Source organism: Spirillospora sp. NPDC047418 (assembly GCF_040643275.1).
Lineage (GTDB): Bacteria > Actinomycetota > Actinomycetes > Streptosporangiales > Streptosporangiaceae > Spirillospora.
The window spans coordinates 24,855-41,336 of record NZ_JBEYTW010000081.1; the positions used below are offsets into that span (position 1 = coordinate 24,855).

At 69.4% G+C, this 16,482-nt stretch carries 18 protein-coding genes; 9 read left to right on the forward strand and 9 right to left on the reverse strand.

Going from position 1 to position 16,482, the window contains the following annotated elements; translation table 11 throughout:
* Positions 1 to 15 precede the first annotated feature (15 nt).
* Positions 16 to 678: a DUF4097 family beta strand repeat-containing protein gene (locus ABZ806_RS34590; protein WP_500221684.1), complete on the reverse strand. Its 663-nt coding sequence runs from the start codon at positions 676 to 678 to the stop codon at positions 16 to 18.
* 227 nt (positions 679 to 905) lie between these two features.
* Between ABZ806_RS34590 and ABZ806_RS34595 the strand changes: the two genes are divergently transcribed.
* Entirely contained in the window at positions 906 to 1,664 is a 759-nt protein-coding gene (locus tag ABZ806_RS34595; RefSeq protein WP_500221685.1) for a helix-turn-helix domain-containing protein, read from the forward strand.
* Between the two features lie 28 nt (positions 1,665 to 1,692).
* Here ABZ806_RS34595 and ABZ806_RS34600 read toward each other — a convergent pair whose 3' ends face one another.
* Positions 1,693 to 2,208 (reverse strand): MarR family winged helix-turn-helix transcriptional regulator, encoded by a 516-nt coding sequence (locus ABZ806_RS34600; protein ID WP_500221686.1) that lies wholly within the window; start codon positions 2,206 to 2,208, stop codon positions 1,693 to 1,695.
* Positions 2,209 to 2,410: 202 nt separating this feature from the next.
* Between ABZ806_RS34600 and ABZ806_RS34605 the strand changes: the two genes are divergently transcribed.
* Entirely contained in the window at positions 2,411 to 3,871 is a 1,461-nt protein-coding gene (locus tag ABZ806_RS34605) for an MFS transporter (protein WP_500221687.1), read from the forward strand.
* A 39-nt stretch (positions 3,872 to 3,910) separates the two neighbouring features.
* Here ABZ806_RS34605 and ABZ806_RS34610 read toward each other — a convergent pair whose 3' ends face one another.
* Positions 3,911 to 5,104 carry a site-2 protease family protein gene (locus tag ABZ806_RS34610; protein WP_500221688.1) on the reverse strand — a complete coding sequence of 398 codons (1,194 nt, stop codon included), beginning with the start codon at positions 5,102 to 5,104 and terminating at the stop codon, positions 3,911 to 3,913.
* Positions 5,105 to 5,271: 167 nt separating this feature from the next.
* Here ABZ806_RS34610 and ABZ806_RS34615 point away from each other — a divergent pair, with 167 nt between their 5' ends.
* The 3 genes from ABZ806_RS34615 to ABZ806_RS34625 all read left to right on the forward strand — a co-directional run bounded on the left by ABZ806_RS34615 (position 5,272) and on the right by ABZ806_RS34625 (position 7,940).
* The gene (locus ABZ806_RS34615) at positions 5,272 to 5,721 is read left to right on the forward strand and encodes a hypothetical protein (protein WP_500221689.1); all 450 of its coding nucleotides are present in this window, start codon (positions 5,272 to 5,274) and stop codon (positions 5,719 to 5,721) included.
* A gap of 368 nt (positions 5,722 to 6,089) precedes the next feature.
* Positions 6,090 to 7,046, forward strand: coding sequence for a hypothetical protein (locus ABZ806_RS34620; protein ID WP_500221690.1), 957 nt, complete (start codon positions 6,090 to 6,092; stop codon positions 7,044 to 7,046).
* Between the two features lie 87 nt (positions 7,047 to 7,133).
* Complete coding sequence (locus ABZ806_RS34625) at positions 7,134 to 7,940, forward strand: SDR family NAD(P)-dependent oxidoreductase (RefSeq protein ID WP_500221691.1); 807 nt, start codon at positions 7,134 to 7,136, stop codon at positions 7,938 to 7,940.
* 90 nt (positions 7,941 to 8,030) lie between these two features.
* On the opposite strand, the gene ABZ806_RS34630 is transcribed toward ABZ806_RS34625, so the two are convergent.
* Positions 8,031 to 8,513: a GNAT family N-acetyltransferase gene (locus ABZ806_RS34630; protein WP_500221692.1), complete on the reverse strand. Its 483-nt coding sequence runs from the start codon at positions 8,511 to 8,513 to the stop codon at positions 8,031 to 8,033.
* A 197-nt stretch (positions 8,514 to 8,710) separates the two neighbouring features.
* On the opposite strand from ABZ806_RS34630, the gene ABZ806_RS34635 reads away from it, so the two are divergent.
* Positions 8,711 to 9,244 carry a GNAT family N-acetyltransferase gene (locus ABZ806_RS34635; RefSeq protein ID WP_500221693.1) on the forward strand — a complete coding sequence of 178 codons (534 nt, stop codon included), beginning with the start codon at positions 8,711 to 8,713 and terminating at the stop codon, positions 9,242 to 9,244.
* Positions 9,245 to 9,263: 19 nt separating this feature from the next.
* On the opposite strand, the gene ABZ806_RS34640 is transcribed toward ABZ806_RS34635, so the two are convergent.
* Positions 9,264 to 10,130, reverse strand: coding sequence for an NAD(P)-dependent oxidoreductase (locus ABZ806_RS34640; protein WP_500221694.1), 867 nt, complete (start codon positions 10,128 to 10,130; stop codon positions 9,264 to 9,266).
* Between the two features lie 97 nt (positions 10,131 to 10,227).
* On the opposite strand from ABZ806_RS34640, the gene ABZ806_RS34645 reads away from it, so the two are divergent.
* Positions 10,228 to 10,569: a winged helix-turn-helix transcriptional regulator gene (locus ABZ806_RS34645; protein WP_500221703.1), complete on the forward strand. Its 342-nt coding sequence runs from the start codon at positions 10,228 to 10,230 to the stop codon at positions 10,567 to 10,569.
* On the opposite strand, the gene ABZ806_RS34650 is transcribed toward ABZ806_RS34645, so the two are convergent.
* Positions 10,556 to 10,999, reverse strand: coding sequence for an ATP-binding protein (locus ABZ806_RS34650; protein ID WP_500221695.1), 444 nt, complete (start codon positions 10,997 to 10,999; stop codon positions 10,556 to 10,558). The genes ABZ806_RS34645 and ABZ806_RS34650 overlap by 14 nt on opposite strands.
* Before the next feature lie 171 nt (positions 11,000 to 11,170).
* Here ABZ806_RS34650 and ABZ806_RS34655 point away from each other — a divergent pair, with 171 nt between their 5' ends.
* Together ABZ806_RS34655 and ABZ806_RS34660 are read left to right on the forward strand one after the other, a co-directional pair.
* Positions 11,171 to 12,055, forward strand: coding sequence for a helix-turn-helix domain-containing protein (locus ABZ806_RS34655; protein ID WP_500221696.1), 885 nt, complete (start codon positions 11,171 to 11,173; stop codon positions 12,053 to 12,055).
* A complete protein-coding gene (locus ABZ806_RS34660; RefSeq protein WP_500221697.1) occupies positions 12,052 to 12,243 on the forward strand; it encodes a DUF397 domain-containing protein in 192 nt (63 codons plus the stop codon). Before ABZ806_RS34655 ends, ABZ806_RS34660 begins: the two co-directional genes overlap by 4 nt.
* Before the next feature lie 190 nt (positions 12,244 to 12,433).
* Here the strand turns inward: ABZ806_RS34660 and ABZ806_RS34665 are convergent, their stop codons facing one another.
* The 3 genes from ABZ806_RS34665 to ABZ806_RS34675 form a co-directional block, all read right to left on the reverse strand.
* On the reverse strand, positions 12,434 to 13,009 hold the full coding sequence (locus ABZ806_RS34665; protein ID WP_500221698.1) for a GNAT family N-acetyltransferase: 576 nt from the start codon (positions 13,007 to 13,009) through the stop codon (positions 12,434 to 12,436).
* Positions 13,010 to 13,675: 666 nt separating this feature from the next.
* Entirely contained in the window at positions 13,676 to 14,434 is a 759-nt protein-coding gene (locus ABZ806_RS34670; RefSeq protein WP_500221699.1) for a Fic family protein, read from the reverse strand.
* 205 nt (positions 14,435 to 14,639) lie between these two features.
* The gene (locus ABZ806_RS34675; protein WP_500221700.1) at positions 14,640 to 15,977 is read right to left on the reverse strand and encodes a hypothetical protein; all 1,338 of its coding nucleotides are present in this window, start codon (positions 15,975 to 15,977) and stop codon (positions 14,640 to 14,642) included.
* Positions 15,978 to 16,482 lie beyond the last annotated feature (505 nt).

The window sequence follows — 16,482 nt, forward strand, 5'->3', positions numbered from 1 at the left end:
CGTCAGCGGGGCTTGTCAGAGGCTGTGGGCGGCGATGTCGCCGTGGGCGGTGGTGGCGTGGACGTCGAGTCCGGCGGTGCCGTCGTTCTTGAGGGAGTTGCTGACGCGGCCGTGGCCGGTGCCGGCGTCCAGGGAGGCGGAGACGCCGGGGGCGGCGCCGACGGAGATGTCGCCCGAGGTGGTGCTGAGCACGACCCTGCCGCGGACGGCCTCGGTGATCTGGATGTCGCCGCGTGCCGTGCTGATCTCCGCGGGGCCGGTCAGGCGGCCGATCTCGACGTCGCCGTCCACCGCGGTGAGGCGCACGCTCGCGGCCTCGTCCAGCTTGATCTGGTGGTAGGCGCCTTCGAAGGCGACGTCGCCGAGGCGGCCGACGGTCCGGAGTTCGGTGGCGGCCGCCGTGCCCTCGATCCGGGAGCCGGCGGGCAGCTTGACCGTCACCTCGACGGCTCCCGAGGGGCCGCGCAGCCCGTTCGCCGCCGCGGTCTCGATCCGCAGGACGCCGTCGGCGTACGCGACCGTGGTCTGCTCCGCCGCCTTGACGTCGCGGCCCTTGGCGGCGTTCGCGGGCAGGACCTCGACGGTGGTGTCGGCGCGGTCGGCGGCGATGAACCGCACGCGCCCGGCGGGGACGTTGACGACGGCGGCGATCGGGGCGGGGGTGGCGAAGGTCTGCATCGTGTCTCTCCTGGCTGCTCGCTCGTTGTTTCCAACATTGGAAAAGCTACGTTGCGTTCAAGGATTCTTCAACAATCTTGTTGCATGATGATGGTGTATTTGCAGGCTAGAACGTTGAAAGTGTTGCAATGGAGAACGATCTAACGCAATGACTGAGCCTCGTTGTGTTGCAATGAGTTAGGGTGAACGCTAGGGTGAGGGCGTCAGTGAGCGTGAAGGAGGACGCGATGCCAGGGAGCAGGCTCACCCAGCAGGAACGCCGGCAGATCGCCGCGGGGCTGGCCGACGGGATCGCCTACGCGGAGATGGCCCGGCGCCTCGGCCGTCCGACCTCGACGATCACGCGCGAGGTGTTGCGCAACGGCGGCCCCACCGGGTACCGCGCCGACCTGGCCCACCGCGCCACGGAACGGCGCGCCCGCCGGCGCCCGTCGGCCGCGACCCGGGGAAGGGCGGCGGGCGGACGCCTGCCGCACGGTCGCGACGCCGAGGCCCTCCGCGAGTACGAGGAGAACTTCACCACCGTCCTGATGGCCTCGGGCCTGCCCAAGATGCTCGCGCGGGTGCTGGTCTGCCTGCACACCACCGACTCCGGCAGCCTCACCGCGTCCGAACTCGTCGAACGCCTCCAGGTCAGCCCGGCGTCCATCTCCAAGGCGATCGCCTCACTGGAGCAGTTCACGCTCGTCCGGCGGGAGCGCGACGAGAACCGCCGCGAGCGCTACGTCGTCGACAACGACCTCTACTACCAGTCGATGATGGCCAGCGCCCGGGACATCACCAACCAGGTCGAGGTCATCCGGCAGGGGGTCGACGTGCTCGGCGCCGGCACCCCGGCCGCGGTCCGCCTGGAGAACATCGCCCGCTACCTCGCCTTCGTCGGTGAGAACTTCGCGCGCGCCGCCGAACAGGCCCGCGACGTCCTCTACGCGAAGCCCGAAGCGCGGCCGGACGGCACCACCGAGCCCGTCCCGCAGGCCGAGTAGACGGCCGCCCCGGCGGCGGGGCGGGCGGTCAGACGTTCAGGCTGGTGCCGTCCGCCGGTTCGGTGGCCGCGTACTCCGCCGCGTCCTCCGCCGGTTCCGTGGTGGCGGGGCGCGGCCAGCGGCGGCCGCTGAGGCGTTCGATGTCGGTGTTGAAGCGCCGCAGGTAGGCGGCGAAGATGGCGATGTCCTCGTCCGACCAGTCGGCCATGACCCGGTCGAGGCCGCCGGTGAGGGTCGCGCGCTCCTCGTCCAGCAGGTCGGCGCCCTTGCCGGTGATGCGGAACTTGCGGGCGATGCCGCCCGCCGGGTCGGGGATGCGCTCCAGCAGCCCGGCGCGCATCGCCGCGGCGGTCTGCCGGTTGAGGGTCGAGGCGTCGAGCCCGAACGCCTCGCTCAACTCGCCGATGGACATCGGCCCCTGGAGGCGGATGCGGCTCAGCAGGACGTAGGCGCTGCGCTCCAGGCGTCCGGCCCGGTGGCGCATGACCTCGTGCCGGCTGAGCAGCATCTGCTCGTACTCGACCTCGTGCGTGGGCCTGACCATCGCCGGTGCGCCTCCTCCCGCCGGGGCCGCCCGCTCCTTCGGGGACGGCCCGCCTCCTCCATCCTCGCAGAGTGGTCTCCGCCACTGCCGCGCGGAATGCATTGCGCACATCATGTGCTTGATACATATTACGTGTATCGTGCACATCTGGTTCCGGTCGTCGGCCGGACGGAGACGACGAGAAGCTTCGAGGAGTCCGCGTATGGACGCAGCCCAGCCCGCAGCCCGCTCGAGCGGCGTGGTCGTGACGCTGGCGCTCGCCGGCATCACGGCGGCGATCATGCAGACGCTGGTCACGCCGCTCATCCAGGATCTGCCCAAGATCCTGGACACCTCGCCCTCCAACGCGGCTTGGGTCATCACGGTGACGCTGCTGGTGGGCGCCGTCTGCGTGCCGGTCTTCGGCCGGCTCGGGGACCTGGTGGGCAAGCGGCCCATGCTGCTGGTCTGCGCGGTCCCGCTGATCGCGGGGTCGGTGGTGTGCGCGCTGTCGTCCACGGTCGTCCCGATGATCGTCGGACGCGGCCTGCAGGGCATGGGGATGGGCATGGTGCCGCTCGGCATCGCCCTGCTGCGCGACGTGGTGCCCGCGGAGAAGCTCAGCTCCTCGATCGCGGTGGTCAGCGCGTCCATGGGCATCGGCGGCGGCCTCGGCCTGCCGATCGCCGCGGCCGTCGCCGAGTACACGAGCTGGCGGGTGCTGTTCTGGGCGTCCACCGTGCTGGCCGCGGCCGTCGCGGTGCTGATCTGGCGGCTGATCCCGGACGTCCCGGCGCGGGCCAAGGGCGAGCGCTTCGACCTGCCCGGCGCGGTCGGGCTCGGCATCGGCCTGGTCTGCCTGCTGCTCGCGGTGTCGAAGGGCGCCGACTGGGGCTGGGCGTCCGGCACGACGATCGGGCTGTTCGCCGCCGCCGTCGTGGCACTGCTCGGCTGGGGGTTCTGGGAGATCCGCATCCGGCAGCCGATCGTCGACCTGCGCACCACGGCCCGTCCACGGGTCCTGCTCACCAACCTCGCCTCGATCTTCGTCGGGGTCGGCATGTACGCCTCGATGCTGATCGTGCCGCAACTGCTGCAGTACCCCGAGGCGACCGGCTACGGCCTCGGCCAGTCGATGCTCGCCGCGGGCCTGTGGATGGCGCCCGCCGGCATCGTGATGATGCTCGTCTCGCCGATCGGCGGGAAGCTCACCGACATCCAGGGACCGAAGTTCACGCTCATCCTCGGCATCCTGGTGGTGGCCGCCGGATACGGCGCGTCCCTGGCGCTGATGGGCGCGGCGTGGGGCCTCATGGTCGGCCTGATGATCATCAACGCCGGGGTCGGCCTCGCCTACGGCGCGATGCCCGCGCTGATCATCAGCTCGGTGCCGCTCAGCGAGACCGCCGCCGCCAACGGCTTCAACACCCTGATGCGCTCGCTCGGCACCTCGGTCGGCGCGGCCGTCGTCGGCGTCGTCCTGGCCCAGATGACCATCGACGTCGGCGGGCACCAGATCGCGTCCGAGAACGGCTTCCGCGTCGGCCTGCTGATCGGCTGCGGTGTCGCGCTGCTGGCCGCGGCCATCTCCGCCGCGATCCCGGCCGGCCGCCGCGCCGCCGGCGCGCACCGTGCGACGCTGGAGCCCGTGGCGGTCTCCGAGCAGGTCACCAGCGACACATGACCGGTGCCCGCGCCGCGTACGTCCCGCCGCCGGACGGGGTCAGGACGACCAGGGCCGCTTCCCGTGCGGGATGGTCAGGTCGGCGCCGCGCGGCGGCGGGTAGGGGCGGCTGCCGCGGAAGTCGCTGGTCTGCATCGCACGGCTGATGTCGCTCGGGCTGACCAGGCCCACGACCTGGCCCCCGGCGCCGAGGACGACGGCGCGGCCGTCGGTGCAGCCGGCCATGCGGGGCAGCAGATCGGTCAGCGGGTCGTCCGGGTGCGCGGTCGGGACCTCGTCCGGCGGGCAGGCGATGTCGGCGAGGCGGAGCGTCGAGCGCTCCTGCGGCTCCGTGGACCGGATGCGGTTCAGCGTCACCAGGCCCGCCAGCCGCCCGTCCTCGACCAGCGGATATGTCGAGAACCGGTGCGTGAGGACGACCTCGTCGATCAGGTTCTGCACCGATCGCGCGGCGTCCGCCACGACGGGGTCGGGCGTCATGACGTCCCGCACGCGGACGCCGTGCAGCGCCGCGTTGACCCGCGTCTGCTGCTCCTCGGAGCTCGCGGCACCGACGAGGAAGAGTCCGATCAGGATCAGCCACAGCCCGCCGAAACCGACCCCGGCGACGAACTGGACGAAGCCGAGCGCGATGAGGACGAACCCGAAGACGCGGCCGGCGCGGGCGGCGATGACGGCGGCGGCGGTCCGGTCGCCGCGCCGCCACCACAGGAAGGCCCGCAGGACCCGGCCGCCGTCCAGCGGGGCGGCGGGGACCAGGTTGAACACGGCGAGGATCCCGTTGATGCCGGCCAGGTAGGCGAGCGTCTCCACGCCGAGGCCGGGACCGGTGACGGCCGAGGCCACGACGGCCGCGATCGCGAAGACGCCGCCGACGACGAGGCTGGCGAGCGGGCCGACGGCGGCGATGCGCAGGTCCGCGCCCGCGCTGCGCGGTTCGCCGCGGAGTTCGGCGACGCCGCCGAGCAGCCACAGCGTGATGCCGCTGACCTCGATGCCGTTGCGCCGCGCGACGACCGCGTGCGCCAGCTCGTGGGCGAGCAGCGACACCAGCAGCAGGAGCGCGCTCACGATGCCCGCCACGACGTAGGCCCACGTGGGGAACCCCGGATTCACCTCGGGGAACCGGCCGAAGGCCAGCCCGAACACCAGGATCACCACGATGACGATCACGCTGTAGTTGAGGCCGACGTTGATCCCGGCGATACGACCGAGCCGGATCGACTCCCTCATCGGTCTCCCTCGTCCGCCGCGCTGCCCGGCCAGCGCAGGGGCTACCCGCTGCCCGGCCGTCTATGCCGCGCGGCGCCGTCCGGCCCCTGCGGGCTTCCACCGCGGCGGATCCGCGCCGACGGGCGCGTTCGGGTGGTTTCGCGGATTGGGCGGGTAACGGCGAAGGCATGGACAGAGTGACGCGCGGAATGGTGGCCGGCGCCGCCGGGACCACAGCCCTCAATGTGGTGACCTACCTCGACATGGCGGTTCGGGGACGTCCGGCGAGCAGCACGCCCGAGCAGAGCGTGGACATGATGACGGACGCCGCCGGCGTCGATCTCGGCGAGGGGGACGCGGCGGAGAACCGGAAGGCGGGTCTCGGCCCGATGCTCGGCCTCGGCACCGGCCTCGGCGCCGGAGCCGTGTACGGCCTGATCGCCGGGAGCCGCCGCATCCCGAAGCCGGTCGGGACCGCCCTGCTGACCGGCCTCGCGATGCTCGGATCGGGCGCCCCGATGACCGCGCTGGGCCTGACCGACCCCCGCGAGTGGTCGGCCTCCGACTGGGCGATGGACGCCGTCCCCCACCTCGCCTACGGCGCCGTAGCCGCAGCCGTCTACAACGCCCTCCACTAGCCCCACCCCGTTGACCTGCGGCGTGTTGTTGTTTTCAACGCGCTCATAACAACAACACGCCGCAGATCAACGCACTTGGCGAACCTTGACGGTCAGAGCGAGCCCACTCGCGGTAGGCGGTACTGGCGGCCTTCGTCCGGTCCGCGTCCTGCTCCAGCGCGGCCACCCGCCGCTCGACCGCCTCAGCCGACAGGCCGAGCGCGCGTCGCTGCTCCTCCAACAGCGCGGTCAGCCGGGTGTGGGCCGTGGCTTCGGCTTGGAGGGTGGCCGGCCCGGAATCGGTCAGCGGCGGTCCGGGCGACCGGTATTCGAGTACTATCGGGACATTTCTCGCGCTTCGAGATACGGGCGGCCGGGCGGGGTGGGACGTGGACGACCACGATGACGGGCACCGCGAGTTTCGTCCCGTGCTGGATCCCGAGTTGCCGGAGAAGGAACGAGAGATCCTGGCGTCCTCCCCGGAGGTATTGACCGCGGCCTCTGCGGCGGCACCGGCCAAGCCGCCCTTGGAACACGGCGTGACGGCCAACGCGGCCTTGGCGGTTTTCGCCGGCGCGGCATTCGGGTTGGTTCCGCTGCCCCTCCTGACGATTGCGGGGAAGTGGGCCGGATTCGCGGTAGGGGCGGTACTCCAGGCCGGGCTGGTCGCCGCGTGGTTCGCCGGCCACGAGGTGTTCCTGGCCGTGGCGGGCACTCTTGGGATCCTGGCCGGGGTGACCGGGTTCGTGCAGCTCAGGAGGGAGAACCCGTACCGCCTGGCACGCAGGTACCACGGCAGGTACTACCTGGCGGACGACTTCGACGAGGAGTCGCTGGGATACATCGAGCGCACGCGGGCCGCCATCGCGACGATCTCGGATTCCGACATCGGCCGGGCGGGCCTCCTGGACGACGTCGCCAACGCGGTGACGTTGCCCCGGCAGGAGTGGGAGATCGCGCGGACGTGCGCGGAGCTGACCCGCGTCAAGCGGCAGATCGAGAAGGTGCGGTCCAAGCACGCGGGGCTGACCGAGGTGCTTGAGCCGCAGCGCCGCGCACTGGAGATGCCGGCCGAGGCGATCCAGCGGCGCGTCGCCGCGCTGGAGCGCTACGCAGACCGGGCGAAGGCCGCGGACGCCCAGTACCTCGAGTGGGAGGCGTTCAAGGAGATCGAGGAGATCGAGGCCGACGTCCGGGAACTGCTCGCGCGCACCGCGCAGGACGACCTGGCCGTCGCCGAGATCGACCGGCTCTCCGCGGACACTCCGCTGGCCGGGCTCCAGCGTGCCGTCGCGGAGGCGAAGGATGCGGGGCTCGAGCTCGCCGCGGAGAACGAACCGTCCTGAGCTTCGCGCACTGCAACGCGCCTGACCGTCTCGGGGTTCAGGGGGCGCATGTCCGAACGGGCGTGCTCGCTCTCTGGAAGGAAACCCATGGATCTGCGGCTTGCCGGAGGCGTTGCGGTGGTCACCGGGGCGTCGAAGGGCATCGGGCTGGCGGTCACGCGGACGCTGCTGGACGAGGGCGCCCGCGTCGCGGCGGTGTCGCGCAAGGCGGGGCCGGAACTGGACGCGCTCGCCGGGCCGAACCTGCTGCACGTGGCGGCCGACCTCATGGACCCGTCCGCCCCGGCGATGGCCGTGGAGCGGGCGGTGGAGGCGTTCGGCGGCCTCGACGTCCTGGTCAACAACGCGGGCGGCCCGCCGCCCGGGGCAACGCTGCCCCGGTTCGGCTTCCTCACCCCGTCGGACGACGACTGGCGCGACATGTTCGAGTTCAACCTGTTCGCGGTGGTGCGGGCAGTGCGGGCGGCGATCCCGCACCTGCTGCGCAGTGACGCGGCGTCGATCGTGAACGTCTCGTCGGGGAACGGGCGGCGCCCCGGGCCGATGAACTACGACTACAACGCGGCGAAGGCGTCGCTGGCCAACCTGACGCTGGGGCTGTCGGAGGAGTACGCGCCGCAGGGCATCCGGGTCAACGCGGTCTCGCCGGGCCCGGTCCTGACCCCGTGGTGGACGGACGAGGGCGGCGCCGCCGACGTCATCGCCGGCGCGACCGGCTCCGACCGCGCCGCGGTGCTGGACGGCGGCGCTGCCGAGATGATGGCCCTCACGACCGGCCGCCTCGCCGACCCGCAGGAGGTCGCGGACGTGATCGTCCACCTGGCGTCCCCCCGCGCGGCGAGCACCACCGGCGCCGACTACGCGGTCGACTCCGGCTTCCTCAAGGAACTCTGACTCTGACCGCCGCGCCCCGGCGCGTCCCGCCACGGGCGGCCGGGCGATCGCATTCTCGACTCGAGCGATCGCCCGGTCCCCCGGGAGCCATCATGCGGCCAGGTCCTTGACGTAGCGGTGGACGGGGACGTCGACCGTGCCGGTCGCGGTAGGAGCCCGGTAGGTGATCGGGCCGGTGTCGCGCCAGCCGTGGAACTCGTACATGCGCCGGGCCCGGGTGTTGCCGGGGACGACCGCGAGCCATGCTTCGCGATGCCGTCCCCGGAACCGTTCCTCCGCGCTGCGCAGCAGCGTGCCGCCGACGCCTTTCCCCCGGGCGGAGCCGTCGACGGCCAGCTGGATCACCTCGCCGTCGTCGTCACCGAGGATGATCAGTCCGAGGATCCGGCCGTCCTCCTCGGTGGCGACGAGAGTGGAGCCGATGTACTTCTGGGCGTGGACGGCGAAGTGGTCGGGGCCGCGAGCGTCCATCAGTTCGGCGGGGACGTGACCGTCGTGGCCGTCGAGCCAGGCCGCCCGCCACAGCGGCGCGAGCGTCGGCAGATCGGTGGGTTCGGCCGGTCTCACGATCATCGTCGTCCCTTTCCTGAGGCGCCCATACCTTTCGCGGAGCAGCAGGTCGACCACGCCGGTGACACCCATCCCACCCGGCCACCTGAATTACAGCCACGCAGGCTAACCGACGCCCGAGCTTTGACGCAGCCCCCAGGTCGCTGTGCCTGCGGATATTGCGTTGCTGCTCGGGCGCCCTTCGCGCTACAGATTGGGGCATGCCCGCGCTCGTGCTACCGACCATCGCCGTCCATGGGTCCTTCCTGGACGCGATGGAGGAGTTCCGTGCTGAAGGCCGAGCGGACGCCGGTGACAACAGCCTGGTCGCGCGGGAACTCCGCGAATTCGGCGGCACTTGGCGCGCCCCCGAAGTCTTCGCCCGCTACGTGAAAATGCTGCTCGATGAGCAGTGGACCCCTCGCCGCGAGGGCTTCGTGATGGCCACGACCCTTTGGCTGGTCGAAGGCGAGGAATACCTTGGCCGCATCGCGATCCGCCATCGGCTCAATGACTTCCTCCGTGAAATCGGCGGTCACATCGGCTACGACGTCCGCAAGTCCGCCCGCCGCCGCGGTCATGCCACCTACATGCTCAAGGAGGCACTCCCCGTCGCGCGCTCGCTCGGCATCGAGCAAGCGCTGATCACCTGCGACGTGGACAATGTCGCGTCCCGCAAGGTGATCGAGGCCAACGGCGGTGTGCTTGAGGACGAGCGCGGCGGCAAACTCCGCTTTTGGACGCCCACCGCATAGACACCCCTGCCCCTCGCCCCTATTCGATGAGCAGGTCGACTACGCCGGTGGTGCCCTCGTCGCCGTGGCCGTCTGTGAGGCGGCGTTCCATCAGGGCCATGAACGGAGCGAGGAGTTCGGGGCTGACGCTTACCTCCTCCGCCGTGCGCAGCAGTGTCCTGTTGCCCTGCACCATCATCGCGAGGTTGGACGTCACGCCCAAGGTGTAGTCGCCCGTCTCCAGGTGCGCCGCCATCCCGCTGGCCGCGCCGGCCATGGCGGTGAGCCATTCGATGAGCAGCGGCGCGAACTCCTTCGGGGACGTCCCGCGCGTCAGGGCGAACGCGTGCGCCATCCCGGCGAACATGCCGGTCATCGCGCTCAGCAGCGCCACGTCGTGCAGGGCCGCCGAACCGGCGTCCTCCCCGACATACCTGGCGCCCGCCGGGACGCCCAGCGCCTCGCGCCGGTCAGCGAACAGCTCCGCCGACCCGCTGTAGAAGACGTAGGCGCCCGAGTCGGGGACGCCGATCACCGGCGGCACGGCCATGATCCCGCCGTCCAGGTACCGGGCCCCGCGTTCGACCGCCCATCCTGCGCGATCACGGGCCTCGCCAGGCGTCCCGGTGGTGATGTTGACCAGGTCCTTGCCCACCAGATCGGCGTCCGCGAGAGCTTCCCCGACCGACGCGTCATCGAGCAGGCAGACGATCACAAGCCCGCTCGCGGCGACCGCCTCGGCGGCCGTCGCCGCCGCGTTCGCGCCCTTGGCGACGAGCGGCTCGGCGCGGCTCGCCGTCCGGTTCCACACGGTGGTCTCGTATCCGGCGGCCAGCCACGCGCGAACGATCGCACTGCCCATCGCGCCGAGGCCGAGCACGCTGATCTGCTCAGAGTCATGTCCCATGCCGTCCAGGCTCGGCCCCGGCCACGCGGATGATCAAGTACGCACTTCGAAGTGCGTGGTTACCCTGGCCTCAGTGACGAGGTCAGGGGGCGGAACGATGCGGACGGCACAGCGACCGGGGTCGTACATCTGCGGGATCGACGCCGCGATGGACGTGATCAGCGGCAAGTGGAAGGGGCTGATCCTCTGGGCGCTGGACGAGCGGCCCCACCGCTTCGGCGAGCTGCGCAGGGAACTGCCCGGTGTGACCGAGAAGGTGCTCGCCGCCCAACTGCGCGAGCTTGAGCAGGACGGGATCGTCCACCGCGAGGCGTACGACGAGGTTCCGCCCCGCGTCGAGTACTCGCTGACACCGCGCGGCGTCTCGCTCAACGAGGCCCTGGCCCCGCTCGGCGCTTGGGGACGGAAGAACGTCCTCGCCGACATCACCCACCGCTGACGTTCTCGGCCGGCACCGCGAGGAACTCCGCCCATACGGCGGTGCCGTTCAACGATGGATGCGATCCCCAGCTTTTGGAGAGCGCATCGACGAGGAACAGCCCACGGCCGTCCTCCGCGAACGGATCGGTGCGGACGCGCGGCTGCTTCTGAGCACCGCCCTGGTCGAGGACGGTCACGCGCAGCACGTCCTCGCGGGCGCTCACCACGACGGTGACCTGCCCGCCTGTGCCGGACACGGTGTGCTCGCACGCGTTGGCGACCAGCTCGTCCACGCAGAGGACGACGTCGGACAGCGCCTCGTCGTCCACATGCGTCGCGACCACGCTCACGAAGGCCCGCGCGACCTGCGCGGACCTCGGCACGCCGGGCATCGTGATCGTCCCGAGCAACCGCATGTCTCCGGGCTCTTCCGCCTCACACGGCGTCATGCCTCACTCCCTTCGGTAAACGACGCCCGCAAGCATGAATGCCCAGGTGAGAGCGCCACAACCGCTTCATGGAGAGGGGGAGGGCGGCCCAGCGGGACATGCGGAAAGCGGGATTTCCCGTTTTTGAAAAGATGCATGACAGACTGTGTTTCTTCAGTGACAATCAGTGCCATGGCGACACGACCCCCAACCGTTCGCCGCAGGCGACTCGGCGTCCAGCTACGCAAGATCCGCGAAGACCGCGGCCTCACCCTCGACGAGGCCGCGGCCTTCCTCAAGATCTCCAAATCCGCCCTCAGCCGGATGGAGAACGCCCAGATCGTGGCCCGCGTCCACGAGATCAACTACATCCTGATGATGTACGGCTTCGAGGAGGACGACGACCTCAGAACCGCACTGATCGGCCTCGCCACCGGCGGCCCCTCCCGCGACTGGATCCGCCGACACAAACTCCCAGGTAAAGGTCCGAACTACGGCGAATACGTGATGCTTGAACAGGACTCCTCGGAGCTCTTCACGTACCACACCGACCTCATCCCCGGCCTCCTCCAGACCCCGGCGTACGCACACGCCGTCATGACGTCCGTTCCCAGTGGCAGTTCTGGCAACATCGACCAACTCGTGGCGTACCGCATGGCGCGCAAGGAGGCGCTGACGAGGGCTGATCCGCTGGCGATCAATGCCGTGATCGGCGAGGCGTCGGTCCGTCAATGGATGGGCGGCAGAGGGGTGATGCTTGCGCAGCTCCGGTACCTGCTCGAACTCACCGAGTGGCCGAACATCGATGTTCGGATTCTCCCGTTCACCGCCACCACGAACCCTGGTGTTGACGGATCCTTCACCATCCTGCACGTTGAATCAGGGAACTTCCCGATCGTGGTCGTGGACGGCTTCATGCGACGGATCTTCCTCGATGAGGATGAAGGTGTCTCGGCCTACCGAGCGATCCAAGCGGAACTGAGCAGGGTCGCTCTCCCCCCGACTGAGACTCGCGAACGGATTGAACAGGCCGTCCGGGACCTGCAACCCGGCACGGCTGAGAGGACCAGCAGGTGACTCACTGGCGGAAGAGCAGTCACAGTGGCAGCTACCCCGAGACGTGCGTGGAGTGCGCGCCTCTGCCATTGGGGCGGGATGGTGTGGTCGGTGTTCGTGATTCGACCGACCCAGATGGGCCGCGCCTCGTCCTGAGCCGGGCGGGATGGAGTGCACTGCTTGACCGGCTCAAGGAGTGCCCAGTCTGAGGTGGCCGAGAGGAGCAGTAGATGACTCGGTGCCGCCGTTGCCGCGCCAGAACCTGACCTACGCCACTGGCGTCGTCCGCTGGCGCCGCAAGAGAACCGCGGCAAGGGCCGGGCGTTGCCGCCCGGCCCGCGGTGCGTCAGGCCGGTGAGACTGTGCCGACTCTGCTGAGACCGGACAGCGGGAGGTCCGTCACTTGGGAGCAGGCCATTCCTCGGCCAGGAGCGCGTAGGTGAGACCGTCGAGCCATCCCTTGGTGCGGTGGAGAGAGTCTCGCACCGTGTGCTGTTCGCGGCGCATCCCAACCCGCTCCATCAGCCGCCACGAAGGTTCGTTGTCGTAGAAACAGTCCGCGTGCAGACGGCGCAGGCCGAGACTCCCGAAGGAGATGTCGATGAGGGCGCGTACCGCTTCGGTGGCGTAGCCCTTGCCGCCGTAGGCGGGGTCCAACGTCCACCCGAGCTCTCCTTGGACGCCCTTCGCCTGGTCGGCGACCTCCTCCTGAGCCCAAGCGTCCTGGACCTGCAGCATCAGATCGCCGATCACCCGGCCGTTCAGCTCGACGAGGAGCAGGTCCGCGAGCCGGTCCTCGCGGAGAAAACGCTCGCGGTAGTCGTCGTACGTCGCCGGTGCGGCCAGGACCCATTCGTGAGTCTCCGGCAGTCGCCGGAAGGTCCAGGTCGCGTCCAGGTCGTCGGGGGTAGCACGGCGCAGCAGCAGTCGGTCGGTGGAAATCGGCCAGTCCAGCGTGTCAAGAGGGTTACGCATGGGCTTCATGCTGACAGGGCCGTGATGCCACACAAAACGGATTACTGCGGGCGACGTCCCTCAACCAGCGTCATCGCCCGGACCAGCACCCCCGCTCACCAAGCAACGCAAGCACACCGTCGGCGCCCACCTGCTCCAGCTGACCGGCGACACCACACACCCAGCCGCCCTCTACCGCCAGGCGGCCGACCTGACCGCAAACCAAGTAGAACAACGCTACCTGCGAAATAGAGCCAACATCCTCAAGCGGACCGCTCAGGGCGTTTGTCCACTACGAGGACGTGCAGGTCGATAAGACCCTCGCCGTAGGCCCGCATCAGTTGCCGTACAGCTGTGCTGAACCCCACGCCATCGTGGTCGGACGCGCGGCGCTTCGCAGCGGCGTACTCGGTCTCTCGGTGCAGCCAGAACTGGCGGGTCTGGGCGAACGGCCGGCCTGCTCGACCGGGCGGCCCTGACGCAGGTGGTCCCAAGTCCACCAGCCCCGCTCCATACGCGCGGGCGAGGGACTGCACTACCCACTGCATCGTCACCCGCTCCCGCTGGGCGCGTTCCATCGCCGGGAGATACTCCCGCTCACTGTCGACGGCGATGGGATACCTGTGTCGGCCGAGACTGTCGACGGGTCGGCCGTCGACGTCCCTGCGGCGCCCGCCGGGCGGCATCTCAGTATCCGGCGTTCTCGGGATGGCACGACAGGAGGAAGGCGAGCATCCGAGTCGCGTCACGTTCCAGATAGAAGTGGACCATCTCCGAGTTGAATTCCTGCCGCCGCGCCGCCGGAACACTGATCGCATCGATGCCGTGCATCATCAGACGACCGTTCATCATCGCTCGCCCGGTCCGCTTGTTCCCATCGAAGTAGAACTGCTGGAGAGCAGCGAAGAGGAAGTAGGCCAGGGCCTGTTCGGTCACATCTGTGAGTTCTTCCGTAAGCCAGGCCACCCCCTCGGCGTGGAGCGTGCGCAGGTTGCCTCCACCAGGCTCGGTCTCCGGGGGCAGATACCGGCCGTGTTCGCCAAGACTGACGCCCGGAGTCAGCATGACCGTTCCCTCCCCCCGGAACGTGCCGGACTCCAGTGCCTCGCCGCGAGCGATGATCGCGTGTAGACGGTCTGAGGTTGCCTTGTTCAGGACGAAGTCGCCGGTGGTGACGAGATCCAGGAGTTCTCGGGAGGAGTCCGCCAGAGCCAGGACCTGTTGTTCGTCGCTGACCTTGCGTCCTCCGACCGTCACGCCTTCCATGAGCGTCTGTACTTCTGGATAGGTGAACGGGTTGCCCTCGAGTTGTGCGGCGTCCCACACGAACTCGGGCAGTGCCCTGCGGTACCGCCACACGGCTCGCTCGATCGAGTGCGCCGGGATCGCGTCGAGCGAATCGGAGATGACCTCGTGATCCCAAGTGAAGCCCAGCGGACCCTTCACAGCGACTCCCTCACATGATCAGCACGCTAGTACACTGTACTAGCACAGCACGTGGGGCGCCTCATATCGACGCGGGGTATCGCCGCAGCTAGGAGCCCGGATGTCGTCCGCCCACGAGGTGTCTCCTGGAGCGCCCTGAGCGGTACCTCGGGCCTGTCACCCATGCTGATTCACAGAACTGGAGGCTGGTCGGGGAGGAGTTGGTTCAGCTGTCGGGCCGACCGATTACCCCTGCTCGGTCTAGCAACTCGTGCATGACGTGCGCGGGAAGTGACGGATTGCGCGCGGCTGCAGGTGCCAGTCGTGTCTCCTCCAACGACTTCAGCAGAAGCGACAGCGGCAGTCTGGGGTCGGCCGCCGCATCTCGGTGCAGATTCGGATTGTCGTCTTCGAGCAGCTCGACGACCCGTTCGGGTGTGAGCCGAGCATCGTGCAAGGCACACCACCGCACCCACGGCTCTTCGTCGCGGCTCAGCTTGTCGACGAGTTCCGCCGGTGTCTGCGGATCGTCCAAGGCCAGCGCCCGCATCCGGGGGTGCGGATCGTCGGCGAACCGACGCAGTCCTGCGTGCGGGATGCGGGCCCTGATGTCCCACTGCGACAGCCCTTCCCACTCGCGCCAGATCTCCAAGAGCAGTTCGACGGGCGCGTCGTCGTTGTTCTCGGCGAAGAGCAAACGCACCGCGAAGTCCTCGTCGGCGGCGAGCCGCGCCTTCACGTCCTCCGGCAGGTCCTTGCGTCTGGCCAGCCCGCGCCGGATCAACACGTGCGCGGACGTCGCATGGCGGCGCAACTCGGCGGGATCGAGCGGGAGCAGCAGCGTCCACGCGGGCAGACGGTGCCTGATCGCCGGGTCGATCTCTATGTCGATCGCTGCGCGTTCGTCCTCCGTGAGCGCCGGATGGGACGACGCCGCCAGCCGCACCCCGGGCTCCGGATCGCGCGCCAACTTCCGCACCGCGTCGGCGGGCAGCAGCGGATTCTGGGCCACTTCTTTTCGCTCTGCGGCGTCCTCGGATGTGACCAGCACGTCAGCTTCCTCACCGGTCATCGGTACCCAGCCGCCGGGTGGGCCCCCAAGCGCTTTCGCCAGGCGTTCTTGGGCCTCACCTCGGATATCGTCCATGGGATCTGACAGGAGCTTGATCAGGGTCTGCCGCGGCACGTTCGCGTGGAACACGACCTCACATCGGACGCCATCGTCCGGGTCGTCCGCAAGGATCTCCAAGACCTCCTCCGGCAGTCGTCTCCCGTATATCCAGCAGCTTACGAGCGACCGGCGAACCGTCATATCCGGATCCCTGACGAGCTGGAACCGCTGGTCCCCGCCGTGAGCCGCAAAGTTGCGCCGGACCGTGGGGTCGGCGTGATGTAACGCCGCTTCGCTGACTTTTCCGCTCCATTCCTTCCTGGTGTAGAAGGCGATGGCACCGATGGACAACAGCCGCAGAACAACGTCATCGGGGGCGGCAGGATTGTCGGAGAGCCCCTTGACCCACCCTTTGGGCGGGGGTGTGGGGTCGCCGAGGAGAAAGATTGCCATGGTCGGCCAGCGTACGAGATGGAAAGCCTCGCTGGATATAGCTCGTTCGAGCTGTGTTTTGGAGCGGCGGCTGTCGCCTTGGGCCGTGGGACGGCGTCAAGAGGTGGGTTTTTGTTGGCCGTAGATGAGGGCTGGGGCGGTGGCCGATTCGTTCGGCTACTGCGATGGAGCGGGTGTTTCCACGGATTGCTGAGATGACCTCGTTGGCCTCCAAGACGGTGAAGCACGGGCCGGCACGTCCGACGAAGTGGCTCGTCGCCCGCTCGATCACACCCAGTGGGAGTAGCCGCGGATTTCGCGGTGCCCTATGAAGAGGTCCAGGCGTCGGCTGGGGAGCGGCCGATCGGGTGGGCGAGTGCGGCTGTCCACCAGGGTTCACCGGGTGCGTTGATCTGCGGCGTGTTGTTGTTTTTGTGGGGGGCGTATTTGAACACACGGCGGGAGTAAAGGTGGGGGGGAGGGGGGCTGGGGGGGGCGGCCGCGCCGGGGCCGGCGGAGCGCCCTG

Coding starts and splice junctions, on each gene's coding strand:
- ABZ806_RS34590 (WP_500221684.1), bottom strand. CDS start 678: ATGCAGACCTTCGCCACCCCCGCCCCGATCGCCGCCGTCGTCAACGTC.
- ABZ806_RS34595 (WP_500221685.1), top strand. CDS start 906: ATGCCAGGGAGCAGGCTCACCCAGCAGGAACGCCGGCAGATCGCCGCG.
- ABZ806_RS34600 (WP_500221686.1), bottom strand. CDS start 2,208: ATGGTCAGGCCCACGCACGAGGTCGAGTACGAGCAGATGCTGCTCAGC.
- ABZ806_RS34605 (WP_500221687.1), top strand. CDS start 2,411: ATGGACGCAGCCCAGCCCGCAGCCCGCTCGAGCGGCGTGGTCGTGACG.
- ABZ806_RS34610 (WP_500221688.1), bottom strand. CDS start 5,104: ATGAGGGAGTCGATCCGGCTCGGTCGTATCGCCGGGATCAACGTCGGC.
- ABZ806_RS34615 (WP_500221689.1), top strand. CDS start 5,272: ATGGACAGAGTGACGCGCGGAATGGTGGCCGGCGCCGCCGGGACCACA.
- ABZ806_RS34625 (WP_500221691.1), top strand. CDS start 7,134: ATGGATCTGCGGCTTGCCGGAGGCGTTGCGGTGGTCACCGGGGCGTCG.
- ABZ806_RS34630 (WP_500221692.1), bottom strand. CDS start 8,513: ATGATCGTGAGACCGGCCGAACCCACCGATCTGCCGACGCTCGCGCCG.
- ABZ806_RS34635 (WP_500221693.1), top strand. CDS start 8,711: ATGCCCGCGCTCGTGCTACCGACCATCGCCGTCCATGGGTCCTTCCTG.
- ABZ806_RS34640 (WP_500221694.1), bottom strand. CDS start 10,130: ATGGGACATGACTCTGAGCAGATCAGCGTGCTCGGCCTCGGCGCGATG.
- ABZ806_RS34645 (WP_500221703.1), top strand. CDS start 10,228: ATGCGGACGGCACAGCGACCGGGGTCGTACATCTGCGGGATCGACGCC.
- ABZ806_RS34650 (WP_500221695.1), bottom strand. CDS start 10,999: ATGACGCCGTGTGAGGCGGAAGAGCCCGGAGACATGCGGTTGCTCGGG.
- ABZ806_RS34655 (WP_500221696.1), top strand. CDS start 11,171: ATGGCGACACGACCCCCAACCGTTCGCCGCAGGCGACTCGGCGTCCAG.
- ABZ806_RS34665 (WP_500221698.1), bottom strand. CDS start 13,009: ATGCGTAACCCTCTTGACACGCTGGACTGGCCGATTTCCACCGACCGA.
- ABZ806_RS34675 (WP_500221700.1), bottom strand. CDS start 15,977: ATGGCAATCTTTCTCCTCGGCGACCCCACACCCCCGCCCAAAGGGTGG.